The sequence below is a fragment of the Janthinobacterium sp. TPC_1 genome (assembly GCF_056037845.1).
In genome coordinates this window covers 384,853-411,045 of record NZ_CP195157.1, presented here as the reverse complement: position 1 = coordinate 411,045, position 26,193 = coordinate 384,853, and the positions used below count along the sequence as shown (strand labels likewise).

At 65.9% G+C, this 26,193-nt stretch carries 15 protein-coding genes and 4 pseudogenes; 6 read left to right on the top strand and 13 right to left on the bottom strand.

The annotated features are described in order from the left end of the window. Positions 1–8: 8 nt before the first annotated feature. The 3 genes and pseudogenes from ACQVLG_RS01995 to ACQVLG_RS01985 all read right to left on the bottom strand — a co-directional run bounded on the left by ACQVLG_RS01995 (position 9) and on the right by ACQVLG_RS01985 (position 3,464). Entirely contained in the window at positions 9–311 is a 303-nt protein-coding gene (locus ACQVLG_RS01995) for a response regulator transcription factor (protein ID WP_474295501.1), read from the bottom strand. A 1,387-nt stretch (positions 312–1,698) separates the two neighbouring features. Continuing rightward, positions 1,699–2,115: pseudogene (locus ACQVLG_RS01990) on the bottom strand (winged helix-turn-helix domain-containing protein); the annotation flags it as partial. Between the two features lie 1,007 nt (positions 2,116–3,122). Then, positions 3,123–3,464 carry a hypothetical protein gene (locus tag ACQVLG_RS01985; RefSeq protein ID WP_474295499.1) on the bottom strand — a complete coding sequence of 114 codons (342 nt, stop codon included), beginning with the start codon at positions 3,462–3,464 and terminating at the stop codon, positions 3,123–3,125. Between the two features lie 271 nt (positions 3,465–3,735). Between ACQVLG_RS01985 and ACQVLG_RS01980 the strand changes: the two genes are divergently transcribed. From ACQVLG_RS01980 to ACQVLG_RS01955, 6 genes and pseudogenes are all read left to right on the top strand, one after another. Beyond that, on the top strand, positions 3,736–6,147 hold the full coding sequence (locus ACQVLG_RS01980) for a catalase (RefSeq protein WP_474292598.1): 2,412 nt from the start codon (positions 3,736–3,738) through the stop codon (positions 6,145–6,147). Between the two features lie 345 nt (positions 6,148–6,492). Then, positions 6,493–8,034, top strand: a complete 1,542-nt coding sequence (locus ACQVLG_RS01975; protein WP_474292597.1) for an MFS transporter — start codon at positions 6,493–6,495, stop codon at positions 8,032–8,034. Further along, positions 8,021–9,190: an HlyD family secretion protein gene (locus ACQVLG_RS01970; RefSeq protein WP_474292595.1), complete on the top strand. Its 1,170-nt coding sequence runs from the start codon at positions 8,021–8,023 to the stop codon at positions 9,188–9,190. Before ACQVLG_RS01975 ends, ACQVLG_RS01970 begins: the two co-directional genes overlap by 14 nt. 24 nt (positions 9,191–9,214) lie before the next feature. Then, positions 9,215–9,652 (top strand): annotated as a pseudogene (locus ACQVLG_RS01965) (TolC family protein); the annotation flags it as partial. Between the two features lie 55 nt (positions 9,653–9,707). Beyond that, positions 9,708–10,592 (top strand): efflux transporter outer membrane subunit, encoded by an 885-nt coding sequence (locus ACQVLG_RS01960; protein WP_474292594.1) that lies wholly within the window; start codon positions 9,708–9,710, stop codon positions 10,590–10,592. Positions 10,593–10,687: 95 nt separating this feature from the next. Further along, complete coding sequence (locus tag ACQVLG_RS01955) at positions 10,688–11,428, top strand: tetratricopeptide repeat protein (protein WP_474292592.1); 741 nt, start codon at positions 10,688–10,690, stop codon at positions 11,426–11,428. A 45-nt stretch (positions 11,429–11,473) separates the two neighbouring features. On the opposite strand, the gene ACQVLG_RS01950 is transcribed toward ACQVLG_RS01955, so the two are convergent. From ACQVLG_RS01950 to ACQVLG_RS01905, 10 genes and pseudogenes are all read right to left on the bottom strand, one after another. Further along, on the bottom strand, positions 11,474–12,409 hold the full coding sequence (locus ACQVLG_RS01950; RefSeq protein WP_474292590.1) for a hypothetical protein: 936 nt from the start codon (positions 12,407–12,409) through the stop codon (positions 11,474–11,476). A gap of 130 nt (positions 12,410–12,539) precedes the next feature. Next, the gene (locus ACQVLG_RS01945) at positions 12,540–15,656 is read right to left on the bottom strand and encodes an efflux RND transporter permease subunit (RefSeq protein ID WP_474292588.1); all 3,117 of its coding nucleotides are present in this window, start codon (positions 15,654–15,656) and stop codon (positions 12,540–12,542) included. 9 nt (positions 15,657–15,665) lie between these two features. Continuing rightward, positions 15,666–16,824, bottom strand: a pseudogene (locus ACQVLG_RS01940) (efflux RND transporter periplasmic adaptor subunit). A 13-nt stretch (positions 16,825–16,837) separates the two neighbouring features. Beyond that, positions 16,838–18,253 carry an efflux transporter outer membrane subunit gene (locus tag ACQVLG_RS01935; RefSeq protein WP_474292586.1) on the bottom strand — a complete coding sequence of 472 codons (1,416 nt, stop codon included), beginning with the start codon at positions 18,251–18,253 and terminating at the stop codon, positions 16,838–16,840. Beyond that, positions 18,250–18,978, bottom strand: a complete 729-nt coding sequence (locus tag ACQVLG_RS01930; RefSeq protein ID WP_474292584.1) for a CerR family C-terminal domain-containing protein — start codon at positions 18,976–18,978, stop codon at positions 18,250–18,252. Before ACQVLG_RS01930 ends, ACQVLG_RS01935 begins: the two co-directional genes overlap by 4 nt. Positions 18,979–19,237: 259 nt before the next feature. Next, the gene (locus tag ACQVLG_RS01925; protein WP_474292581.1) at positions 19,238–20,599 is read right to left on the bottom strand and encodes a hybrid sensor histidine kinase/response regulator; all 1,362 of its coding nucleotides are present in this window, start codon (positions 20,597–20,599) and stop codon (positions 19,238–19,240) included. 142 nt (positions 20,600–20,741) lie between these two features. Continuing rightward, entirely contained in the window at positions 20,742–21,479 is a 738-nt protein-coding gene (locus ACQVLG_RS01920; protein WP_474292579.1) for a 2OG-Fe dioxygenase family protein, read from the bottom strand. A 103-nt stretch (positions 21,480–21,582) separates the two neighbouring features. Further along, a complete protein-coding gene (locus tag ACQVLG_RS01915; protein ID WP_474292577.1) occupies positions 21,583–23,619 on the bottom strand; it encodes a TonB-dependent receptor in 2,037 nt (678 codons plus the stop codon). Further along, entirely contained in the window at positions 23,616–24,122 is a 507-nt protein-coding gene (locus ACQVLG_RS01910; protein ID WP_230539828.1) for a DUF6702 family protein, read from the bottom strand. Before ACQVLG_RS01910 ends, ACQVLG_RS01915 begins: the two co-directional genes overlap by 4 nt. Next, positions 24,119–25,828, bottom strand: a pseudogene (locus ACQVLG_RS01905) (M1 family metallopeptidase). The gene ACQVLG_RS01910 and the pseudogene ACQVLG_RS01905 overlap by 4 nt, the downstream one beginning before the upstream one ends. Positions 25,829–26,193 lie beyond the last annotated feature (365 nt).

Here is a 26,193-nt window from a genome sequence, read left to right as displayed (position 1 = left end):
CGGACAGGCTATTGCTGGGGCAGCAGGCCCAGCTGGCGCGCGTTGAAGACGGCCTGGCCCCGGTTGCCGGCGTCCAGCTTGCGGAAGATCTGCCCCAGATGCCACTTCACCGTGCTCACGGAGAGGAACAGGTTGGCGCCGATTTCCTGGTTCGATTTGCCCTGCGCCACCAGTGACAGCAGCGCGTACTCGGTCTGCGTCAGCGTCACCGCCGGCGGCGCGGCGTCGGTGGCCGCGCCGCCCGCCCGTAGCACGGCATCGAGGTGGGCGGCGGCGGCGATGCTGAGCAGGTGGCGCGACTTGGCCTGCATGTGCGCCAGCAGCGGAAGGATGTCGGGGCCTTCGTCGAGAAAGCTGCGCACCATGCCCGAGCGCGCCGCCTGCTCCAGCGCCAGCGCCAGTTCCCGCTGCGCGTCCTTGGGCAAGCCGCTGCGTTGCAAGGCGATCGCCAGCAGCACGCGCAGCTTGGTGGTGCGCGCCACAGGCAGCGCCGGCCGCCAGCGCGTGCGCCAGCAACTGGCCGATGCGCGCCAGCGCTTCGCCGGGCGCCGCATGGATCATCAGGCGCGCCTGGACGATGCCGGCGCCGTCGATTTCCTGGCAGGAAACGATGCAGCGTTCGTGCCCGGGCCAGCTGGCATCGAGCAGCAGGGCGGCGTAGCCGGCCACCGATTCGGGGCGCACCGTCTGGATTGCCATGCGCGACAGTTCGCCCTCGAGCGCCGCGCGCGCGGGCGAGGCGGAGCGCGGATGGCCCTGCATGATCTGCCCTTCCAGCCAGCGCGTCGCGGCGGCGGAATTTTCCTTGATGGCCAGCATGCGCGCCTGCACGATGGAGACGGCGCTCAGCGAGTCCCATGGCAAGCCCAGCGGGATCAGGCTGCGGGCGAAGGTCAGGCGCGAGGCCACCAGGTCGAGGGCGTTGCGCTCATAGTCGATCAGCAGGATCAGGCCCGCGCTGAACGGGTACAGCAGGGCCGGCGAGATCTTGTCGCTGTGGCGCTGGGCCAGCGCGTCGATGGCCGCCAGTTGCTGCAGCGCGGCGTCAAAATTGCCCTGGATCGCATCGAGGTAGGCTTGCAGGAAGTAGACGATGGCCAGGCCGGAAATGGTGCCCGATTCGCGGCAGGCGCGGCGCGCCTCGATGAGCAGCGCGGCTGCCTCGTCGAGCATGCCGCGCCACAGGCAGGTGTAGGCCGCCACGTAGGCCAGGGTGGCGCGGTCGTTCGGATTGGCCTGGCGCTGCTGCGGCCAGTCGCGGTCCGCCAGCGCGATGGTGCGCGCGGTATCTCCGTCGAGAAAGGCCAGCACGGGGTCGAGCGCGCGCAAGCCTTCGCCGTAGAGCGGGTCGGCGTCCGGCTTGCCTGCCTGCTGGCGGAAGTAGTCGAGCCAGCGCGCCAGGTCGTCGCGCCGCGACGAGTACACCATGCCCACCACGAGCGCGCTGGTGAGGGCCGGGCGGCGCTTCAGCAGCAGCGCGTCGGGCAGCTGGTCGCACCACTGGATGATGCTGGGGAACTGGCCGTGCAGGCGCAGCTGGCCGACGATGCTTTCGAGGGTATCGGCCGCCTGTTCGTATTCGCCGCCCTTGAGGAAGTAATCGATCGCCTCGAAGGCGTAACCATGGCCCGTCAGCCATTCCGCCGCCCGCACATAGATGGCCGGCGGCGGCCGGTGGTGCAGCACGATGTGCTCGGCGAACAGCGGGTGGTAGCGGAACCAGTTGTTTTGCAGCGGCTGGATCGGCAGGCCGGCCGCGCGGATGGCGGCGATCAGCCGCGCGCTGTCGCCGCTGGCGCGCACGCAGTCGGCCAGTTCGGCGTGGAAGGAGCTCAGCGCCGCCGTCGCGATGAGAAATTCCTTGATGTCGTCGCTCTGCGCTTCGAACACTTCCTCGGCCAGGTATTCGCCCAGGTCGCGCAGGCCCGGCAATTGCGGCAACGCAACATGGCCGCGGCCTTGCAGCCGTTTCCAGGCCAGGCCGATGAGCTCGACGGCGGCGGGCCAGCCTTCGCTGGTCCGCTGCAGCAGGGACACGTCGGCCGCGGACAGGTCGAACTGGGCGCGCTGCAGGTAGCTGGCCGTCTCGGCCTGGCTGAACTGCAGGTCTTCCATGTCCAGCTCGAGCAGCGCGCCATTGGCTTTCAGCGCCGCCACGCTGTGGCCGCGCAGCGAGCGGGCGCCGATGAACACGCTCATCGGCGCCGGCAGCACGTCGGCGATCAGCGTGAACACGAGGGCGATATTGCTTGTGTCGAGCAGTTCCACGTCGTCGAGGAAGAGGTGGGTGACGCGCGTATCGCCGAGTCGGACATAGTTGTCCTGCGGCGGCTCGGGTGTGACGAGCAGGGCGGCGCGCATGCCCAGCAGCAGGCGGGCGGGATCGTTGTCGCTGCTGTCGAAGGTCAGCCAGGCCACGTTCCCTCCGGCCGCGCTGGCATCGGCGCGGATCATGCGCATCAGCGACGTCTTGCCGTAGCCAGCCGGCGCGCGCAGCAGCACCAGGCGGAAGGCGCCAAGGGAGGAGAGCTTGCGCAACACCTGTTCCCGCTCCATCAGGGGGCGGGCGGTAGAGGGGGGCGCAAGCTTGAGGGTGTTGAGGTCTAACAATTTATTCATGTCCCCCGCTGGCAAGAAAGCGCCTGCAATCGGCCATCCGGGCGGACGGTCAAAGCGGTTTGTATCGTCGCATAGAACTATTCGGACAAGCAATCAAATTGTCGGCAAGGGGGCAGGCATGGGTTTTCCGTGGACGTTTTGCCACAGGATGGAGCACGGCGCGGGAGGCAGGGGACGGTCTTGCCTGCCCCTGCCTTGTCGGCTTATACACGAACTCGCGTCGCACGGCCGGCTTGTGCGCCAGCAGCAGGGACAGCTTTGTCAAGGCATTCGCCCGCCCCGCCAGGCCGGCGGGGATGGTTATTTCCATCAGGAATGTAAGTCTGTGCTTCAAGGTGTGGCACCGCACGGTGGCACCCGGCGGGCGCGGTTAAGGTGGTGGCAACAGCTTGCTGCTGATCCAGCATTTGATATGGCTCAGCCCGGCAGCGTTTAGCCGCTTCTTTTTCCCGGAAGCGAGGAGAATCATGATTCGGTCACGGCATCGAGCATGGTTGATTTATTCACCTTTGAAGGAAACCATCATGAACGCGATTGAAAAAACCAGCTCCGAGATGAACGGCGCCGCCCAGGATACCCGCCAGGAATTGCACCGTGCCATCGACAAGGTGGCGAGCCAGGCCCAGCCCCTGGCCGACAAGGTCGCCACGCGTGCCCATGACGGCGTGGACCAGGTGGGCGAGCGCATCGACCAAGTCAGCGACACGATGTCGAAGGCTTCCGAACGCCTGATGGCGCGCGGCAAGCAATTGGGCGCCGCCTGCCAGCGCGCCGGCGAAACGGGCCGCGGCTATGTGCGCGAACGCCCGGCCGTGTCCTTGCTGATTGCGGCAGCGGCCGGTTATGGCCTGTCGAAGCTGCTGGGTTCGCGTAAATAAGTTTTACGCTTTCCTGGAAGTATTTGTCGTGGGCGCTGTTCCCTTCGCCGTCATGGCGGAGGAAACAGTGCCCACGCGCACAAGGTAGTAGCAGGCAGTAAAGGAGAGTGAAGATGCGCTCCATTTTGTTGTGGTTGATTGGTGTACCTATTCCCATCATTGTTTTGATTGCCCTGTTCGTGCGCTGAATGAGGGAGTTGTAGCGTTCTCCCGGGGCAAACTACTCACAGGAGACGTAATGGCTACCAATAAAAAAACGCCGTCCACGGACGGTGCGGGTTCAGTACTGAGCAGCATGTCCGGCCCATCCGAGAGCGATCCGCCGCACAGCCTGGGCAGCGATAGCGACACCGCGCAGGCGCTGTTGAAAAAGGCTGCCGCCGGACAGGCGCTGGCCGCCGGCATGCCCGACAATCCGAATCTCGCCGGCCAGTATGGCGACGCGGCGCGCGCGCCGGCCGAAGGCGTGCATGTGGCGTCGGGCGAAGCGCTGGCCACGGCCAGCACGACGGGTGAAACGATACCCTCGCCGAAGACGGGCGATGGCCAGCCGGCCCTGGGCGAGAATGCGCGCAATGCCTCGCTCGACGGCGCCCGCAGCGATGACAGCGGCTGCGTGCTGACGACCAACCAGGGCGTGCCCGTGGGCGACAACCAGAACTCGCTGAAGGCGGGCTTGCGCGGCCCCACCCTGATGGAAGATTTTATTTTGCGTGAAAAGCTCACGCATTTCGACCATGAGCGCATCCCCGAGCGCGTCGTGCATGCGCGCGGCTCCGCCGCCCACGGCTATTTCGAATGCTACAAGGAGCAAAGCAAGCTGACGCGCGCCGCGCCGTTCGCCAAGGCGGGCAAGCGCACGCCCGTCTTCGTGCGCTTTTCCACGGTGGCCGGCGAGCGCGGCTCGACCGACACGGCGCGCGACGTGCGCGGCTTCGCCGTGAAGTTTTATACGGACGAGGGCAACTGGGACCTGGTCGGCAACAACATCCCCGTCTTCTTCATCCAGGATGCGATGAAGTTCCCCGACCTGATCCACTCCGTCAAGCCCGAACCCAATAACGGCATTCCGCAGGCGGCCAGCGCGCACGACACGTTCTGGGATTTCGCCTCGCTGTCGCCGGAAATCACGCACATGCTGATGTGGGTCATGTCCGACCGCGCCATCCCGCGCAGTTTTCGCATGATGCAGGGCTTCGGCGTGCACACCTTCCGCCTCGTGAACGCCAAGGGCCAGTCCGTCTTCTGCAAATTCCACTGGTCGCCCATGGCCGGCACGCACTCGCTGGTGTGGGACGAAGCCGTCAAGCTCAGCGGCGCCGATGCCGATTTCCACCGCCGCGACCTGTGGGAAGCCATCGAGTGCGGCGAATATCCCGAATATGAATTGTCCTTCCAGGTCTTCACGGAAGCGCAGGCCGAAGCGTTTGCCTTCGACGTGCTCGACCCCACCAAGCTGATTCCCGAAGAACTGGTGCCGCTGGTCCCCGTCGGGAAAATGGTCTTGAACCGCAATCCCGACAATTTTTTTGCCGAGACGGAGCAGGTGGCCTTTTGCACGGCGCACATCGTGCCCGGCATCGATTTTTCCAACGACCCGCTGCTGCAGGGCCGCATCCACTCGTACGTGGACACGCAGATCACGCGCCTGGGCGGCGCCAACTTCCATGAAATCCCCATCAACTCTCCGCTGGCGCCCGTGCACAACAACCAGCGCGACGGCATCCACCGCCAGGCCATCAACCGGGGCCGGGTCGCGTACGAGCCCAATTCGCTGGCGGGCGGCTGTCCGTTCCAGGCGGGCGCGAAGGGCTTCAACAGTTTTCCCGCGCCGACCGAAGGCGACAAGGTGCGCGGCAAGCCCGAGAAATTCGCCGAGCACTTTGGCCAGGCGCGGCTGTTCTGGATCAGCCAGACGCCGGTCGAACAAGACCATATCGTGCATGCGTTCCGCTTTGAACTGAGCAAGGTGCAGACGGTGGCCATCCGCAAGCGCATCGTCGCCATGCTGCGCAACGTCGACGAGACCCTGGCGCAGCGCCTGGCCGACGCGCTGGGCCTGGCGCTGCCGCCCGTCATGCCGCCCGTGTCCATGCTGCCGATTCCCACGTATCCGCCGTCGCCGGCGCTGTCGCTCTTTTTCCGCCCTGGCAAGACGGGCATCCACACCCTGCGCGTGGCCATCCTCGTGGGGCCGGGCAGCGATGGCGCGCAGGTGCGCAGCATCTATGCCTCGCTGCTGGCGGACGGCGCCGTGCCGCGCCTGGTGGGCAGCAACCTGGGGAAAGTCGACACGAGCGGCGGCGCGCCGCTGGCCGTGGAAATCTCGCTGGAAACGGGACCGTCCGTGCTGTTCGACGCCGTCGTGGTACCGGATGGCCAGGGCGCCGTGCAGCAGCTGGGCAGCGACGCCAATGCGCTTGACTTCCTGCGCCTGCAATACCGCCACTGCAAGCCGCTACTGGCCATCGGCGCCGGCAAGGGCTTGCTGGACAAGGCCGGCGTGCCGGTGACCCTGCCTGACGGCAAGCCCGATCCCGCCGTCATCGTCGTGCCTTCGAGCGACGTAGTGAAAGGCGTGGCGGCCTTTAAAAAGGCACTGGCCGCGCACCGGGCGTTTGCGCGCGAGACGGACCCGCCGCGCATATGATGTCCGCGTGAGCGTCAGGGGGCAGGCCTGGCTTGCCCCGCTGGCGTCACCGTGTGCGACGACGGTGCGCAACAATGTAAACAATAAAAACGTCCTGCGATGATATGCTGCTGACTAGAACTGTTCATTTGCAACTATTTCTATCACTGCAGAAAAGAACGGCTTCAGCAAACCGGATCGCGATTACCGCATGGACAAGTACACACCTCGCACCTGGGGGCCGGGCGAACGCCCGACCTTGCCCGGGTCGCCATCGATGCCCGAGCATTCGACGCCCAAGCGTGTCGCGTATTTCATCGTCGGCCTGATCGTCGCGCTGACGGGGGGGGGACTCGGAACGGCCTGGTGACGGCCAATTTGCTGAACCTGCAAGGTTCGCTGGCCGCCTATGCCTACCAGATGCAGTGGCTGCCGGCCGCCTACGTGATGACCATCGTGTCCATGAATCTGCTGCTGGTGAAGTTCCGCCAGCAGTTCGGCCTGCGCCTGTTTACGGAAGCGTTCCTGGTGCTGTATGCGCTCGTCACCTTCGCCCACCTGTATGCGAATACCTTGCCGTCGGCGATCGCCGTGCGCGCCGCGCATGGCATGGTGGGCGGTGCGCTGGGCGTGCTGGGGCTGTACTACACCTTGCAGGCGTTTCCCGCGCGGCACCGCCTGAAGGGCGTGGTGCTGGGCCTGGGCTTTGCCCAGCTGGCGCTGCCGCTGGCGCGCATCTTCACGTCCGAACTGCTGCAGATCGGCGAATGGCACGGCCTGTACCTGTTCGAGCTGGGGCTGGCCCTGCTGGCGCTGGGCTGCGTGCTGGCCCTGAAACTGCCGCCCGGCGACCGCGTGCAGACGTTCGAGCCGCTCGATTTCCTCACCTTTATGTTGTTCGCGCCCGGCGTGGCCCTGCTGTGCGCCGTGCTGGCGCAGGGGCGCACGGCGTGGTGGATGGAATCGGAGTGGGTGGGCGTGTGCCTGGCGGGCTCCATCGTGCTGATCGCCGCCTCGCTGGCCATCGAGCATAACCGCGCGCGTCCGCTGCTCAACACGCGCTGGCTCACCACGGGCAAGATCGCCAAGCTGTTTTTATCCGTGCTGCTGTTTCGCATCGTGCTGTCCGAATCGACGGGCGCCGTGGGCTTTTTGCAGGCGCTGGGCCTGAACACGGACCAGATGCAGAACCTGTTCATCGTGGTCTTGCTGGGCAGCGTGGCGGGCCTGGTGGTCAGCGCGCTGACGATCAATCCGGCCACCTTGCACCGCTCGCTGATGTTCGCGCTGTTGCTGATCGCTGCCGGCGCCCTGATCGACGCGCACGCCACCAGCCAGACGCGCCCCGTCAACATGTACGTCAGCCAGTTTCTGCTGGCCTTTGGCGGCACGTACTTCCTCGGTCCCACCATGGTGGCCGGCATGGGCGCGGTGATCGCCGAACCGCGCAACCTGGTGAGTTTTTCCGTGATGTTTACCATGACGCAGAACCTGGGTGGACTCCTTGGCTCGGCCATCGTCGGCACCATCCAGACGGCGCGCGAGAAATACCATTCCAGCTACCTGGTTGAGCACCTCACCATGCTCGACCCGCAGGTGGCCGCGCGCGTGCAGTCCGGCGCCGCAAGCTACGGCGGCGTGCTGATGGACCCGGCCCTGCGCAGCGCCCAGGGCGTGGCGCGCCTGGGCGCCGTCGCTACGCGCGAAGCCAATGTGCTGGCCTACAACGACGTCTTTTTGATGATCGCCGGCGTCGCCATCGCCACCCTGATCTGGATGCTGGTCAGCCAGTCCTGGACCCGCATCACCAACGGCGCGCGCCGCCTGGTCGGCCCCGTGCGCGATGCGCAGACGGCCATGGCCATCGTCCCCATTACCAATTCGGAACCGAGCAATGACAGAAAATAACACCACGCCGCCAGTACCGCCCACCGCACCCGCACCCGCCGCCCCTTCGACGGCACAGCCGGACCGGCGCCACCAGTGGCTGTCCGCGCTGGCCTTTGCCGCCGTGGCCCTGGTGGGCGTGCTGATCGTGCTGTATGCATGGCGTTTGCCGCCGTTCACCAGCCCCATCGTGACGACGGAAAACGCCACCGTGCGGGGGCAGGTGACGATCATCGGCACGCAGCTGTCGGGCTATGTGGTGGAAGTGACGGTGCAGGACTTCATGGACGTCAAGGAAGGCCAGCTGCTGGTGCGCATCGACGACCGCATCTACCAGCAGCGCTACGAGCAGGCGCAGGCCCAATTGGCCGCGCAGCAGGCGGCCCTGTCGAACTGGGCGCAGCAGAAGGCCAGCGCGCAGGCGGGCATTTCCGTCAGCGAGGCGGCGCTGGCCAACGCGGAAGCGCAGGCGCGCAAGGCCAGCGCGGACTTGAGCCGGGTGGAGCAGCTGGTGGCCGACGGTTCGCTGTCGCAGCGCGAACACGACCAGTCGCGTGCCATGCAGGCGCAGATGGCGGCCGCGCTGGCGCAAGCCAGGGCTAATCTCGACATCGCCCAGCAAAGCGTGCATTCGGTGGTGGTCAACAAGCAGGCGCTGGAGGCTGCCGTGGCCAACGCGCAAGCGGCCGTCAAGGCGGCGAAGATCGACCTCGATAACACGCGCATCGTGGCGCCCTCGGATGGCCAGCTGGGCCAGGTGACGGTGCGCCAGGGCGCATACGTGAATTCGGGCGCGCAGCTGATGGCGCTGGTGCCGCGCCAGATGTGGGTGATCGCCAATTTCAAGGAAACGCAGATGAACGGCGTGCAGGAAGGGCAGAGCGCCACCTTCCACGTCGACGCGCTCGACGGCGCCGTGCTGACGGGCCAGGTGGAGCGCATTTCGCCGGCCACCGGGTCCGAGTTTTCCGTGCTGCCGGCCGATAATGCGACCGGCAACTACCTCAAAATTGCCCAGCGCATTCCCGTGCGCATCCGCATCGATCCGGGCCAGGCGAATGCGCGCCGCCTCGTGCCCGGCATGTCGGTGGTGGTCAGCGTCGACACGTCGGCCGTGCTGAACGACTCGGCGGACAATCCCGCGCCGCCGCCACCGCCGAAGAAGGCCAAGCCATGAAGCGCCGTCACCTGTCACCTGCTGATGGCCGCCGCGCTGGCGCTGGCAGGCTGCGCCGCCAAAGCGCCGCCGCAGCCTGCATCGGCACTGCAGCTGCCGTCGGGCTGGCGCGCGCAAGCGATCGGCGCACCGGTGGCGACTGAGGCCCAGGTGGAGCAGCTGTGGTGGCAAGCCTTCGGCGACCCCGTGCTGAGCGACCTGGTGGGCGAAGCGCTGGCGCGCAATGGCGACTTGCGCGTGGCGCGCGCCCGCGTGCAGGAGTACCGCGCGCGCCTGGCGCAGGCCGACGCGAACCGCGCGCCCAACCTGGCCTTCGACGGTTCGCCCACGCGCACGCGCACCCTGGCCTCCAGCGGCAAGCCGTACGTGACGAATGTCTTCCAGGCCGAACTGCAGGCCAGCTATGAAATCGACGTGTGGGGCCGGCTGGCCAGTCTGAGCGATGCGGCCGGGGAAAGCTACCGCGCCGAGCAGGCCAGCCTCGATGCCGCGGCGCTGTCGATCGCCGCCAGCGTGCGTGGCAACGAGTTACCTGAACCTGCGGGGACTCGACGCGCAGCTGGCGCTGACGCAATCGACCCTGCAGCTGCGCGAACAGTCGCGCGAACTGGCGCGCAAGCAGTTCGAGGTGGGCTACAGCTCGCGCCTGGAATGGCTGCAGGCGCAATCGGAATACCATGCGGCAGCCGAGCAGGTGCCGCAGCTGCAGCGGCAGATTTTTGAGCAGGAAAACGCGCTGGCCGTCCTCGTCGGCGGCAATCCCGGCCCCATCGCGCGCGGCTTGCCCCTGGCCGAACTGGCGGCGCCTGGCGTGCCGGCCGGCCTGCCGTCCGAACTGCTGCGCCGGCGGCCCGACATCGCGCGCGCGGAACACAACCTGGCGGCCGCCAACGCCAGCCTGGCCGCCACGCGCGACCAGCTGCTGCCCTCGTTCAAGCTGACGGCCGTGGGCGGCGGGCAGGCCACGACCCTCACCGATTTCCTGCATGCGCCGACCGCCCTGTGGCGCCTGACGGCCTTGGCGGCCGGTCCCTTGTTCGATGGCGGGCGGGTACAGGCGCAGACGGATGCTGCCGGCGCGCAGCGCGACCAGCTCGTGTACGCGTATGAAAACGTGGTGCGCAACGCCTTTGCCGAAACGGAGAACAGCCTGGGCGCCCTCTACCGGCTGCAGCAGCAAGCCGTGGAAAACGACGCGCGCCGCGCCGCGGCGGTGGACACCCTGCGCATCGCGCATAACCGCTACCGCAATGGCTACGCCTCGTACCTGGAAGAACTCGACGCCCAGCGCACCCTGTACAGCGCCGACGTGGGACTGCTGCAGCTGAAGACGCGCATCCTCGTCGCCTCGGTCGACCTGTACCGCGCCATGGGCGGCGGCTGGTCGGCCAAGGCGCAATAGGGGCGTGTGCATGGCGCGGCCAGTGTAATATTCTCACCAGGAAAAGCGGCGGCATGGTGCCAGCCGCTTCCATCACGAACGAACGAGGTCGCAGCATGACGATTTTTGGCATAGGCATTCACATCCTGATCGCGGTATTCTTTGCGATTCATGTGGTGCGCAACGGGCAGCAGCTGTACTGGCTGCTCATTTTATTCATGTTCCCGCTGTTGGGCAGCGTGGTGTATTTCTTCGCCATCTACCTGCCCAATTCGCGCCTGCCGCAAGGCGCGCGCAAGGTCGCCTCTGTGGCCGTGCAGGTGCTCGATCCGAACCGGGAACTGCGCGAGGCGAAAGCGGCCTTCGAGTACACGCCGACGGCGCAGAACCAGATGCGCCTGGCCAGCGCGCAGCTGGAGGCGGGCGATGCGCAGGAAGCGGCGGCGACGTACGAAGCCTGCCTGCGGGGAGCGTTTTCATCGGATCTGGAAATTCGCCTCGGCGCGGCGCGGGCCTATCTGGAGTGCGGGCGCGGCGCCGAAGCGCTGACGCACCTGGAATTCATCCGCCGCACGGATATCCATTTCCGTCCCGAGATGGTGTCCCTGCTGACGGCGCGCGCGCTGGCGCAAAGCGGGCGGCAGCAAGAAGCGAAGGCGGAATTCGACGATGCGCTGACGCGCTACAACAGCTTCGAGTGCCGCGCCGAGTGCGCGATCTGGGCGCTGCAGCAGGGCGACAAGGTGCTGTCGGAACGCCTGCTGCTCGATATCGACAGCGCCATGGCCCGCTGGAGCAGCCATACGCGTTCGATGTATGCGCCGCTGCTGGCGCGCCTGGAAGCGGCGCGCAAGTAGCGGTGTGACGGAGCTGCTTACACGCCAGGCACCGTATTCTTCCCTTCAAGCAGTTTTGTACCCCTTGCCATCGAAGCCATAGCGCGCGTGGCCGTTCAGGGGCGTGGCGATGCGCGGCGGGTCTTCGTCCGGCTTGACCGTGACGCCCGGCTTGATCTTTTCGGACGCGCCCGTGAAGTCGATCAGCAAGTCGTCGTAGGCGCCGCCATTGCGCGCCGGCGCGAAGCGCCACTTGCCGCTGACCATCCAGCACTCGTCCGTTTCAGGCCCGCAGGCGCCCATATTGTCCGAGTACAGGTCGATGGCGCCATCGAGCGAGCTGACCTTGCCGTCGCCGATTTCAAACAGGGCCAGTTGCGTGATGGTGTAGCCCTGGCCCGTATAGCCGTGGCGGATCGCCAGTCCCGGCTTGTTCGCGCCCAGCATGACCCAGTGGACTTCGCCGAGCTGCCCCGACGAGCCCAGGGCGGCGATGTTTTCCAGGCGTTTCACGATTTGCCACTGGCCGTCTTGCGGCGCGCCCTTGGGCGCCAGGAAAAAGACATTCAGCAGTCCCGCGAGGCAGGCATGCGCCGATTCGGCCGTGCCTTCCGTATTGGCCGTTTCCGCATTCGCCACCAGGATGGCGCCGCCATCGGGCAGCAGCTTGTGGCTGACGGCGCTGACGACGTAACTGAGCTTGTCGACGTGGTTGTCCGGATCGGGCAGGTCGGCCAGCGCGTCGTCGCTGTCGCCGCGGTAGGCCTTGCCGAAGACGGCGCGCATCATGGCCGCTTCGCGCTCGCGCGCCTGCGGCGTGTTCATTTCGTCGGTCTTGGGCGCGGTGGCGGACGGCGGCGGCACGATGTCGGCCGGCGCCGGTTCGACGGCTGCTGCCGGTGCGTCGGCGGCTTCCTGTGCCGTGGCGGGCGCGGTTTTTTCCGAGCAGGCGCCCAGCAGGGAGCAGATCAACAGCAGGGCCAGCGGAGTGGGGTAATTCATAGGCAGGGCAAATTGCGTTCATGGAGAATGGGCGCAGTATGCCAGATAGATGAAAGCGGGGGAGCGCGGCCTGGCGGCCGGTCCCCCGCTTCCTTGCCCGCAGGGGGCGTTTTTGCAATCCGCCTGGCGCTTATTTTTCCAGCGCCACCCTGTCATCGCGCCGCAGCGGCGCCTGCTGGCGGCGCAGTCTGGCCATGCCGCGCTTGAGCAGGTGCTCCAGGTCGTCGATATAGGTGAATACGGCCGGCACCACCAGCAGGCTCAATAAGGTCGAGGTGATCAGGCCGCCGATGACGGTAATCGCCATCGGCGAACGGAAGCTGGGGTCGGCGCCCCAGCCCAGCGCCAGCGGCATCATGCCGGCGCCCATGGCGATCGTCGTCATCAGGATGGGGCGGCTGCGCTTGTGGCAGGCGTCGACCAGCGCATCGAAGCGGTTCATGCCGGCCTGGCGCGCCAGGATCGCATAGTCGACCAGCAGGATGGAGTTTTTCGTGACGATCCCCATCAGCATGATCAGGCCGATCATCGACGGCATCGACAGGGCGCTGCCCGTGATCAGCAGCGCCACGAAGGCGCCGCCGATCGACAGCGGCAGCGCCGCCAGGATGGTCACCGGCTGCATGAAGTCCTTGAACAGCAGCACCAGCACGCAGTAGATGCACAGCACGCCGATCAGCATGGCCAGGCCGAAGCTGGCGAACAGCGAGGCCATTTCCTGCGCGTCGCCCAGTTCGGCGATCTTCACGGACGGCGGCAAATTCTTCATCGACGGCAGCGCGCGCGCTTCTTCATTCAGTTCACCGAGCGTGCGCGATCCGAGTTCGACATCCAAAGTCACGTTGCGGCTGCGGTTCAAGCGGTCGATCTGCGCCGGGCCGCTTTCCATCGTCACCGTGGCCACGTTCGCCAGGCGCACGGGGCCATTCTTGCCGGGCACCGTCAGGCGCTCGATGGCGGCCAGGTCGGCGCGCACGCTGTTGGGCAGCTTGACGCGGATCGGCACCTGCCGCTCGGGCAGGTTCATTTTCGTCAGGTCCGTGTCGTAGTCGCCGGCCGTGGCCACGCGCACGGTCTCGCCGATGGCTGCCGCCGTCACGCCCAGGTCAGCCGCCTTGGCGAAATCGGGACGCACGATGATTTCCGGGCGCACCAGCGAGGCGCTGGAATTGACGTTGCCGATGCCTTTCAGGCCGCGCAGCTCGCGCTCGACCTTTTGCGCCGCCGCCATCAACGCCACCGGGTCTTCCGAGCGCAGCACCAGCTGCATCTTGACGCCCGTGTCGGGCGGCCCCACCGTGAAGCGGGCGCCGGGGATCGTATCGAGCTTGTGGCGCAGCTGCGTTTCCAGGTCCGCCATCGATTCCTTGCGCTCGGTGCGGTGCACGGTGGTCAGGGTCAGCACGGCGCGGCGCGCCTCGGCCGCCGCGCCGGGGGCGAAGGCATCGCCGCTGGAGCCCCCGCCAATCGAACTGAAAACGCCCTGGATGCCCGGCGTGCGCATGGCCGCATCGCGCGCCAGCGCTGCCACGGCCTGCGTTTCGCCCAGGGTGGAGCCGGGCGGCAGTTCCAGGTTGATCTGCGTCTGTGCGCGGTCGGCGGCCGGCACGAAAGCGGTCGGCAGCAGTGGCACGAGCGCGATGGCGCCGACAAAGAACAGGGCCGCGGCGATGGCCGTGATGCCGCGGTGCTTCAGGCACCAGCGCATGACGGTCAGGTAGCGCGTCATCAGCCAGCCATCCTGTTCCTCCTTGTGCGGCAGCGGTTTTAATATGTAGGCGGCCATCATCGGCGTGAGCAGCCGCGCCACCACCAGCGAGGCCAGCACGGCCAGCACGGCCGTCCAGCCGAACTGCTTGAAGAACAGGCCGGGAATGCCGCTCATGAAGGCCGTCGGCAGGAACACGGCCACCAGCGCGAAGGTGGTGGCGATCACCGCCATGCCGATTTCATCGGCCGCTTCCATGGCCGCTTCCATCGGCGACTTGCCCATGCGCAGATGGCGTTCGATGTTTTCGATTTCCACGATGGCGTCGTCGACCAGCACGCCGACGACCAGCGCCAGCGACAACAGGGTGACGGTATTGAGCGTGTAGCCGAACCAGTAGATGCCGAGGAAGGCCGGCATCACGGACAGGGGCAGGGCGGCGGCGGCCACCAGGGTGGCGCGCCAGTCGCGCAGGAACCACCACACCACCAGCACGGCCAGCAGCGCGCCTTCGTACAGCAGCTCCATCGAACCGTCGAAGTTTTCCTCGACGGGGAAGGCATTGTCGATCGACTGCTGCAGCACCACGCTGGGGTTTTCCTTCTGCAGGTCGGCGATGGCGGCGCGCGCGCCGTTGGCGACGGCCACTTCGCTGGCGCCCTTGGTGCGGAACACCTCGAAGGCGACGACGGTCTTGCCATCCTGCTCGGCCAGTGCGCGCGGCTCGGCGATGGTGTCGCGCACGCTGGCCACCTGGTCCAGGCGCACATGGCGTCCGTCCGGCAGCGGCACTTCCACGCGCGACAGTTCATCGGCCGTTTTCACGGTGGCGATGGTGCGCACCGACTGCTCGGCACCGCTGACGTCGCCCCGGCCGCCCGGCGCTTCGCGCTGCACCAGGCGCAGCTGCCGCGAGACGTCGAGCGCCGACACTTTCAGCGCCGCCATGCGCGCCTCGTCGAGTTCCACCTGGATCTCGCGGTAGACGCCGCCCACGCGGGTGACGGCACCCACGCCGGGCACGGTCAAGAGGCGCTTGGCCACCGTGTTGTCGACGTACCAGGACAGGTCGGGAGAGTCGAGCGGGTTGTCCACGCCGGGTTTTGCCGTGGCGATAAAGGTCAGCACCACGCGCCCTGCCGTGGATGCCTTGGTGACGGTGGGGTCGCGCAGTTCTGCCGGCATGTCCGCCTTGACCCTTGCGACGGCGTCGCGCACGTCGTTGACGGCTTCGGCGATCTGCTTTTCCAGGATGAATTCGACGGTCACCGTGACGACACCATCGAGCACCTTGGTGTAGATGTTTTTCACGCCTTGCAGGGTGGCGACGGAGTCTTCGATCTTGCGCGCCACTTCCGTTTCCAGCTGCGCCGGCGCGGCGCCGGGCAGCACCGCGCTGACGGTGACGATGGGCAGTTCGATGTCGGGGAAATCCTGCACCGGATTGGCCTTGTAGGCCAGCAGGCCGGCCAGGGTCAAGAGCGCGAACAGCATGATGGCCGGGATCGGATTCTTGATCGAGAGGGAGGAAAAATTCATGGCCTCTCCTTACTTTTTCGCTGCGGCCGGCTTGGCTGCTGTTGGCGTCGCCACATTCCGTACCAGGTCTCCGTCATTGAGGAAGCCGGCGCCGCTGACGACAATCGTCGTGTCGGCCGTGATACCGCCTACAATCTCGATGCGGTCGCTCAGGCGCCGTCCGGCCTGCACCTTGATCTGGCTGACTCGCTGGTCGGGATTGAGGCGGAAGACATAACTAAAACCGTCGCGCACGGCGATGGCCTGCTGCGGCACCGTCAGCGCGCCCGAGGTGCCCAGTTCAAATTCGCCGCTGGCGTACATGCCGGCCTTGAACGGCGCATTGTTGCCCGCTGCTGGCCGGCAGGTCCACGTACACGAGGGCGGAACGCGTCTGCGGATCGACGGTAGGGGCGATCATGCGCACCTTGCCCGTCAAAACGCTGCCATTGGCCGCCTTCACCTGCGCCAGCGTGCCGGGTTTTAAATTCAGCAGCTCGGTGGCCGTCACTTCGGCGCGCCATTCGAGGCGGCCCTGGCGGATCATGCGGAACAATTCCGTACCGGCGCCCACCACCGACCCCACGGTGGCCGAGCGCGCAGAGATGATGCCGCTGTCGGGCGCCACCACCTGCGTGTATTTGAGGCGCAGCTGCTGCGACGCCAGCTGCGCCTTGGCCGACGCGATGCGCGCGTTGGCCGTCTGTTCTGCCGTCAGGTACTGGCTGATCTGCTGCGCGCTGATGGCGCCCGTGCTTTGCAGCGAACGGGCGCGCTGCGCGTTGGCGGCTGCCTCGGCCGCGTTGGCTTCCGCTTCCAGCACGGCGGCCCTGGCCTGCGCCACGTCGGCGTTCACTGTGTCGTTCGAGAACACGGCCAGCACCTGGCCGGCGCGCACGACGTCGCCGACATTCACGCGCACGTCGGTGAGGCGCAAGCCGTTCGATTCGCTACCGATGATGGCTTCCTGCCAGGCGGCCACGTTGCCGTTGGCGCTCAGCTTGATGGGCAGGCTGGCCGTCTGCGGCTTGGCCGTGGTGACGGTGAGTGCGGGTTTTTGCGCCGCGTTCTTGTCCTTCGCCTCGTCGGCCGCCGTGGACGACGGGGAGTACAGGGCCACGCCGGCACCCAGCGCCACGCAAAGGGCGGCCAGCGCGAGCGCCATCGGTTTCAAGGTCATTTTTTTCATGTTGTCGTATCCGTCAGGGGGCGTTGTTGGCGATGGCGCTGCTGCTGTTCCAGCCGCCGCCGGCGGCGCGGTACAGCGCCACCCAGGCGGCGCTGCGTTCGCGCTCGAGGTTGACCACCGTGTTTTCGGCGGCCAGGCGCGTGCGGCGCGCGTCTTCCAGTTCGATCAGGCTGGCCAGGCCATTCTTGTAGCGGTCTTCGGTGGCGACGAACGACACGCGGTAGCCTTCCAGGGCCGTTTTCGCGTGGCCGCTGCGCTCGTCCGTGCTGGCCAGGTTGACCAGCGCCTCTTCCACTTCGCGCACGGCCTGGCGCACGCCGGCGCGGTACTTCACCACCGCTTCGTCGTAGCGCGCCGTGGCGGCATCGACCTGGGCGCGGCGGGTGCCGCCGTCGAAGATGGGCAGGCTGACGGCCAGCGGACCGATGCTCCAGGTGCTGGCCGTGATGCTGCTGCCGCCGGCGCGGATATTGCCCTTGCCAATGGAGCCGGCCAGGCTCAGACGCGGGTAGCGCTGCGCTTGGGCGCCGCGCACTTCGAAGCTGGCGGCCGCCACTTCGCGTTCGGCGCTGTAAATGTCGGGACGCTGGCCCAGGGTTTGCGCCGGCAGTTGCGCAATCGCCACGGGCGAGGGCGCAACAAAGGGGCTGGCCGCCAGCTTCTGGCGCAGCGTCTCTTCCTGCAGGGCCGACAGGGCCACCAGCGCCTTAACGTTCACGTCGCAGGCGGCGCGCTGTTCGATGGCGCGGCTGGCGCCTTCCGCGGCGCTGGCGCGGGCCAGAGCGGCGTTGGCGGGCGGCTGGAAGCCGGCGCCGGCGCTCAATGCCGTCAGGCGTGCCGAGTCGCGACGCGAGACGGCATCCTGTTCGGCCACGGCCTGCAATTGCTGGCAGGTGCGCAAGGCGTAGTACTGGTTTGCCACTTCGGCGGCCACCGAGACGCGGGCTTCATGCCAGCCGGCGCGGGCGCTGTTGTAGCGCTCTTGCGCCGCATCGCGCGTGGCGCGGTTGGCCCCAAACACATCGATTTCCCACGACGCCTGCAAGGCCGCCTGCGAGGTGGTGCCGCCGGGCTGCGCCGATTGCTGGCTGGTGCGTACCACGCTACCCGTCGCATCGAGCGTGGGCGCCAGCGCGGCGCCGCTGCCGATGCTGTCCGCGCGCGCCTGCACGATGCGCGTGCCGGCGGCGGCGATGGTGGGGCTGGCCTGCTGCGCATCGGTGATCAATTCCACCAGCAGGCTGTCGCCCTGGCCCTGCCACCAGCTGGCCAGGTCCGTCAGCTTGCCGTTGTGCGGCAGCGGCGCCTGCCACTGCGCGGGCGCACTGGCGGCCACCGCGGCGGGCGGTCCCTGCAGGGCACAGCCGCCCAGCGCCAGCGCGATGCCGGCGGCCAGGGCGCCTTGAACGGTGCATCGAATAGTCGTCATGCTGGTCCTTGTGCTTGTCGTTGAGCGGTGGGGGGAGAGGGAGGAAGGGCCAGGCGCCGGCGCTCCACGTCGGCCATGGCCAGCGCGTAGTCGGTCATGCGCGCCAGCCAGGTATCGATGGCGTGCGGCGATTCCATCAGTTGCGGACGCAGGGTGTGCAGCACCTCGGCGCCGACCATGTGCTGCAGGGCGAGCGAGGCGATGGAAAACGCCAGGCGGTGCATGTCGTCGCTGTCGTCGGGGGCGCCCAGGTGGCGCGCCAGCACGCGCGTGAGCGCCTCGTGTTCGGCACGGATGTTCTGGTCGACCTCGCGCGCCCACAGGCCCGTCGGTTCGAGCATCTCGCGGCACCACAGGCGCATGCAGTCGCGCGCGATTTCTCCCTGCTGCATGGGGGCGAGCAATTGCGCATAAAAGCCTTCCAGGCTTTGGCGCAGGGTGAAATGGGGTTGCTCGTACAGGGCGATATTGTCTTGTGGATTCGATAGTTGATGGGAGAAGGCGGCGCGGTACAGGCCCGCCTTGTCGCCAAAATAATAGCGGATGGCCGCCGCGTTGGTGCCGGCCGCCTGCGCCAGTTCGCGCGTGGAGGTCTTGGCGTAGCCCTGCTCGGCAAACAGGCGGATGGCGCTGTGCAGCAGGCGCTCGCGCGACTGCTCGCCATCGGAGCGGGGCTTGCGCCCGTCGTCGGCGCTTGGTGTTGGGGAAATGTTTTTTTCAATCATGTCGGATTTAATCATATATCTCAAACGATTGATATAACTAAATCGCTTGATTTAGTTAAGGAAAGATGAAGATCATGGAAAACGCAGGCAAAAAAAAGCCCGCGAACTGGCGCGGGCTGAATCCAATGTTCGGAGAACGAATTGGAGGAGACAGGTTCACTATAGCGCTGAATATGTTGCAGTGCAATACCGTAGAGCTACTGTATCCATCTCTCCAGGATGGCAAACATCACAATGGCATGTTGCGGTGCATCGCAGTTCAGGCCTTGCTGCGCAGGGCCAGGGTGAACGTGCTGCCCGAGCCGTAGTCGCTGTTGAAGAACAGGGCGCCGCCGATGGCGTTGGCCAGGTTCTGACACAGGTACAGGCCCAGTCCCGCGCCTTCCACGTGGCGCGTGGAGGTGGAATCGAGCTGCGAGAAGGCCTGGAACAGCTTGGCCTGGTCTTCTTCCTTGATGCCGGCGCCGCTGTCGGCGATGCTCATTTCCGTCACCAGCACGCCGTCTTCCTCGCGCTGGGCCAGGCTGATGCGCACCGTGCCCTGTTCCGTGAACTTGATGGCGTTGTTGAGCAGGTTGATGAGGATTTGCGTCAGCGCGCGGCGGTCCGTCTCGATGATGGCGGGCGGCTGGCCCGCTTCGCCCAGCGCCATCTCCAGCGCCAGGCCCTTTTGCTGGGCCAGGGGGCGCAGGGTGTCGGCCACTTCGGCCATCAGGTCCTGGCAGTGCACCGGCTCGATCGACAGGGTCAGCTTGCCCGCTTCGATCTTGGCCACGTCGAGGATGTCGTTGATCAAGGAGAGCAGATGGCGCGCGCTGGCGCGGATGGTATTGAGCTGCTTGTCCTGGTCCGACGTCAGGGGACCGGGCAGTTTCATCAGCAGTGCGCCCGTGAATCCGATGATGGCGTTCAGCGGCGTGCGCAATTCATGCGACATGTTGGCGATGAAGGCGGACTTCATGCGGCTCGCCTCGGCCAGTTCCAGGTTTTTCAGGGCGATTTCGCGGTTGATGGTTTCCAGTTCGGCCGCATGGTGCGCCAGGCGCATGTTCAGCTCGATCACCTGGCGTTCGCGCGCCTGCAGTTCGCCGTTGACCTGCACCGCCTGTTCATACGTGGAGATCAGCAGGTCGAGGATTTGCTGGCGCTCCGCATTGATGAAGTGCTTCTGGTCGCCCAGGTACAGGGCGATGCCAATTTCCACGTTCTGGTTCTTGCGCAGCTTCTGGTTCATCAGCATGTGGCTGATGCGGTTGAGCAGGTAGTCTTCCGCATAGGGCTTGCGGATGAAATTGTCGGCGCCGCACTCGATGCCGCGGATGATGTCCTTCGGGTCGTTGAGCGAGGTGACGAGGATGACGGGAATGTCGCGCAGGGTCGGATCGGACTTGATGGCGCGGCACAGGTCGTAGCCATTCATTTCAGGCATGACGATATCGGACAGCACCAGGTGCGGCTTGCGCTCGCGGATGGCGGCCAGGGCCAGCTGGCCATTCGCCGCCACGCGCGCGTTGTAGTGCAGCGACTGGATCAGGCGGCGCAAGCGCTCCGCCTGGGTCGGGCTGTCCTCGACGATCAGGATCTCGATTTCGTCAGGCTTGATTTGGTTGTTGGAGTCCACAGACCTCTCCTAGGATTTCAGTGTGGTGATGCTGGGCGCGTTGAGCGCGCAAGATCGACATCCTGTGACTATATCGGATTTAGGTCTGTAAAAGTAACTTCCAAGTAACTATTTTGGCCCATGGGAATGCTGTGGCCGTCTATCAGTTTTCGCCCTGGAACTGGCCGGCGCGATAGGTCAGCACGAGGGTGTCGCGGTGGCCATGTTCGCCGACGGGCTGGATCGGCGTCGATTCATGGATGACGGCCGCATCGTCGAGCAGCAGCAGCGACCACGGCTCGGTCAGGGTAAAGCGCTTGCCGTTGGGACCATTGGCTTCGAAGATGCGCGTCTCGCCGCCCTTGACCTGTTCACGCCCGATCAGCAGCACGGCGACGAAGTCGACGCCGCCGTCGCGGTGCGCGCCTTCCGGCGTGGGGCGGCCGATGCCATCGGTCGTATCGATGCGGAACTGGTGCGCCTCGATGAACCACGGCTGGCGGCCCTTGACCTGCGAGCAGGCGTCCCCCAGCGCGCGGATCAGCTGCTGCCAGGCCGCTTGCGCAACGATAGCCGGTTCGACCGGTTCGAACAGGCGGTGCATGCCGCCGTGCAGAGCGTTGTATTCCACCGGTTGCCAGTGCGGACGGTGCGCCGTCTGCGTCAGGCGCTCGCCATCCTGCACGAAGCACGAGTGGCGCCGGCGCCGATAGCGGCCGCCATCCTTCAGGTAATTGTCCAGCGCCAGCGTATTCCAGCTTGGTTCCAGCGCGCGCAGCGCGTCGAGCGGGCAGCCGGCCAGCGCGGCCACGTCCTGCGGGCGCAGGACGGCATAGCCGTCATCGCGCAAGGCGTCCTTGACGTGGGACGGGTCGGTAAAGATCGGTGCGGAAGTGCTCATGGCGGTCGGCCGGAACGCGGCCTGTATCAGTTTATCCAGCCTGGCATTCTACGACTTCGCGGCGATTCCTGTGCAGTGTGCGATACGAATTATTCTTGTTGAGTTAAAAATTCTTTACCAGGGTCAGGCGCAGCGAGCGTGATTCCACCGGATGGAAGTGGATATCGTCGACCGGCTGCGTCTCGCTGGGCAGGCGCGAGGCATAGTAGTAATCGATGGCCGAGTCGCGCCGGTTGGCCAGGTTGTAGCCTTCCAGTTCCATGCGCAGGGTCTTGTCGATCTGGTAGGCGATACGCCCGTTCAAGCCCACGCTGGCAGCGGAACGCACGCTGTTGTCCTCGATCAGGGGGCGCGGGCCGAAGTAGCGCAGGCGTAAGGACCCTGACCATGGCCCCTGCGGCGTCAGCGTCATGGCCAGCTGGGCCACGCCTTCGATGGCGCCGGGGATGAAGTCGCCCGCCGGGTCGCTGCCGTGCGAGCGTGCCCGCGCATACGCCAGGTCCAGGTCCAGCGACAGCCAGCTGGCCGCCTTGTAGTAGCTGGAAAACTCGATGCCGTAGCGGCGGCTGGGGCGGCCCGCCTCGGTGGCGCCGGCGTCGCCGATGAACAGCAGCTCGGAATCGAAGTCCAGGCGGTACAGCGACAGCGACGTTTGCAGGCCGGCGATGGCGGCGCTGCGCAAGCCCAGTTCCAGGCCGCGCGAGCGCACCAATGGCGTGACTTTGCCGGCCGCCTCGCCCGTCTTCGGATCGACCGTGATGGTCGTGCCGCGTGCGTCGTTGCTGTGAAAACCATTGCCAATGTTGAAATACGCTTCCGTCTCGCGCCACGGACCGGCGATCACGCTCAGGCTGGGGCTGAACAAATGGTCGCTGGCCGTGCCCGCATTGGCGGCGCGGTCGCTGCGCACGTCGAAGCGGTAGGCATCCGCGCGCAGGCCGGCCACGGTGCGCAGCGATCGCGACCAGCGCGTGCTGTTTTCGCCATACACGCCGATGCTGGTTTCGACGATATGGTCTTGCCGCGTGGTCGACAGGATCTGGCGCCGGCGCGTGTTGTACAGGCCATTGTGGATATTGTCGTTCTGTAGCTGCAGGCCGATGGTGGTGTCGCTGCTGCCCCTGTCCGTGTGGCGGTGCCAGGTGTGGCTGGCATTGACGCCGGCCGTCACGCGCCGGTCGGGCTGGGCGAACTGGTCGCCGTTGAGCGGGTCGTCCAGCGCATACGTAAAATTCGAGAACAGGGCCAGGCGGTTGGCGATCGCATACGCGCTGACCCTGGACGACGCGTCGTCCGTCGTCTGGCGCCAGGCGCCCGACAGGCTGTAGCGCTGCGCCTTGCCGCCATCGCTGGCATCGATGGCGTCGAAGCGGCCCAAGCTGCCGTCCTGCACGGCGCGCAGCGGAATCTGGTCGGTGGCGTTCCAGCTGGCGTCATACGCCATGGCTGTGACGTTGAAGCCGTTGTTGGCATAGCCTTCGCTGTAGCGCAGCACGCCATTGCGCTTGCGGTAGCGGTCCGGCTGCGTGAACGGGCCGTCGTTATGCTGCGCTTCGAGCGCGTACAGCAGGCTGCCGTCGCCCGCGTCAAACGAATCGGCCAGCAGGGCGCGGCGAAAGCCGTTTTGCCCGATGCCCGCGCTGGCGATGCCCTGCGTCAGGCGGTTCGCGTAGATGACGGACGCCGCGCCCGCCGAGGAAAAATCGCCTTGCGCCGCCGAATACGGCCCCTTTTTGTAATCGAGGCGCATGGCCAGTTCGGGGATCAAAAAGTTCAGGTCCGTCCAGCCCTGGCCGTGGCCATGGCTGCGCTGGTTGACGGGCATCTCGTCGACCGTGGTGCGCAAGTCGGTGCCGTGATCGAGGTTGAAGCCGCGCAGGTAGAACTGGTTGGCTTTGCCCTCGCCGCTATGCTGGCTGGCGATCAAGCCCGGTACTGCTTCGAGCAATTCGCCGGGCCGGTAGCTGGTGCGCGCGTCGAGCTGCTGTTGCGTGACGCTGCCCGCGTTGGCCGAATCGGCCACGCCCAGCTGGTTCAGGCGGGAGCCGTCGACCAGCACGCGCTGGAAGATGTCGTCGGCATGGGCGGCGGTGGCGGAAAACAGGGCGGCGAGGAAGAGGGGCAGATAGCGTGGCGTCATGGGTGTACTGGGGCTTGGCGGATCGGCAATTCCGTGTTCTGGCGGTCGAAGATCAGCGTCTGGATGCTGCCGCTGTCCTGCACGTTGAGGGTATTGCGCTGGCTGGGCAGGAAGTCGATCAGCAACTGGTTGTGGATGCGCGTGGCGGGGACCAGGCGCGTGTGCTCGATTTCCTGGAAGATCACCACGTTGTCGGCATTGACCTTCATGCCGACCCAGTTCAGGCGCAATCGCTTGCCGTCCGGCCCCACGAGGTAAAACTGTTTTTCGACATAGCGGCGCAGGGCCGCTTCGCTGTCTTCCTGGCCCAGGTCGAACTGGCGTTGGTACAGGTTCGTCAGCAGCGCCTCGACGTCGTGGCCCGTGTAGGTGTGCACCACTTCCGTGCTGCCGCTGGCCCCGTTATAGCTGATGTCGGCGATGCCCATGTGGAAATTGTGGGCGCCGGCCGCCATGCTGGCGCAGGCCAGCAGGCTCGCCGCGAGAAGGCGCCAGCGCTTCACGCCTCGTCGCCCTTGGCCGCGCCGCCGTTCTGGCCTTTCAGCGGCGTATGAAAATCGCGCATCAGGTTCTCCCTGGGCGACTTCTCGCTCTTGAACAGTTCCAGGCGCGAGGGCGTGATTTTTCTCGGCCAGCTATTGTTGCTGGTGTCGATGTCGGCCGTTTCCCAGTACGGGTCCTGCACCAGGCCCACCATCGGTTCATCCGTGATGACGACCTTGGTGATTTTCTTCGGCGAGTAGCGCCATACTTCGGCCGGCACGCGCTCCACGTACTTCTTGCCGCTTTTTAGCTCGATCTCGAGGATCAGGGGCATGACCATGCCGCCCACGTTCGACAGGTCGACCAGGTACAGGTGCTTGCCTTGTTTCAGCAAAATCCTTCTCCCACGGTTCCAGGCCGGCCAGCGCTTCGGCGTAGGCGTTGCGGTCCTTGTTGGTCACCGTGAAATCGTCGTGCTGGTTGTAGAAATCCTTCAGCTCCGGATGCGCGTCGACGCGGCGCGGCATGCCCTTGTTGGCGCGGCTCGTGACGGATTCCGGCTGGGCGTCCTTTTGCGCCTTTTTCCAGGCCTTTTCCGTTGCCGGATCTTTCGAGCTCACGCCGTATTCGCTGATGCCGTCGATGCTGATGTCGACCGGGTCGGTCGTATAAAACCAGCCGCGCCAGAACCAGTCCAGGTCCGTGCCGGAGGCGTCTTCCATGGTGCGGAAGAAGTCGGCGGGCGTGGGACGCTTGAATTTCCAGCGCTGCGCATATTCCTTGAAGGCGTAGTCGAACAGCTCGCGCCCGAGAATGGTTTCGCGCAGGATGTTCAGGCCCGCCGCCGGCTTGGCGTAAGCGTTGTTGCCGAACTGCAGCAGGGACTCGGAATTGGTCATGATGGGCACCTGGTCGCGGCTACGCATGTAGTCGACGATTTCGCGCGGTTCGCCGCGCGAGGCCGGGTAGTTTTCTTCCCACGCCTGCTGCGCCAGGTATTGCACGAAGGTGTTGAGGCCTTCGTCCATCCATGTCCACTGGCGTTCGTCCGAGTTGATGATCATCGGGTAGTAGTTGTGGCCCACTTCGTGGATGATGACGCCGATCAGCCCATACTTGGTGCGCTTGGAGTACGTGAGCGCGCCCGTTTTCTTGTCCTTCACGGGACGGGGGCCGTTGAACGAGATCATCGGATACTCCATGCCGCCCACGGGGCCGTTGACGGAAATGGCCGTCGGGTATGGGTAGTCGATGCTGTACTTGTTGTACTGTTCTATCGTGTGCACGATAGCTTGCGTGCTGTATTTTTCCCACAGCGGATTGCCCTCTTTCGGATAGTAGGACATGGCCATCACGTCGCTGCCGCCCTTTTTGTAGCCCTGCGATCCCAGATGAACTTGCGGCTCGAGGCCCAGGCGAAGTCGCGCACATTGGCCGCCTTGAAGTGCCACGTCTTTTGCGCGCGGCTGACGGATTTTTCGGCCGCTTCCGCTTCTTTTTGCGTGACGATGACGACGGGCTTGTCGCTGCGGCGGGCCTTCTCCAGGCGCTCGCGCTGCGCGCCTGACAGCACGTCCTGCGGATTTTGCAATTCGCCCGTGGAGGCGACGATATGGTCGGCGGGGACGGTCAACTGCACGTCGTAGTCGCCAAATTCCAGCGTGAATTCGCCGGAGCCTAGGAACTGCTTGTGCTGCCAGCCGGCAGCGTCGTAATAGGCGGCCATGCGGGGGAACCATTGCGCCACCTCAAACAGCGCGTTCTTGTCGTCGAAGACTTCATAGCCGGCGCGCCCGCCCAGCACCTTCTGTTCGTTGATGCGGTAATCCCAGTCGACCTGGAAGACGAAATCCTGGCCCGGCTTCAGGGGCTGCGGCAGGTCGATGCGCATCATGGTGCGGTTCACTACATACTTCAAAGGCTGTCCATCGGCCCCTTTCAAGGCACGGATATTGAAGCCGCCCTGGAAGTCGCCGCGCGCCAGCATGCCGCGCAATCCTTCGAACTTCATCGTGTCTTCGCCCGCCGTCTTGGCCCACGCCTGGCGCGAGGGCGCCGTGGTCATGCGGCGCGCGTCGGAATCGGGCTTGT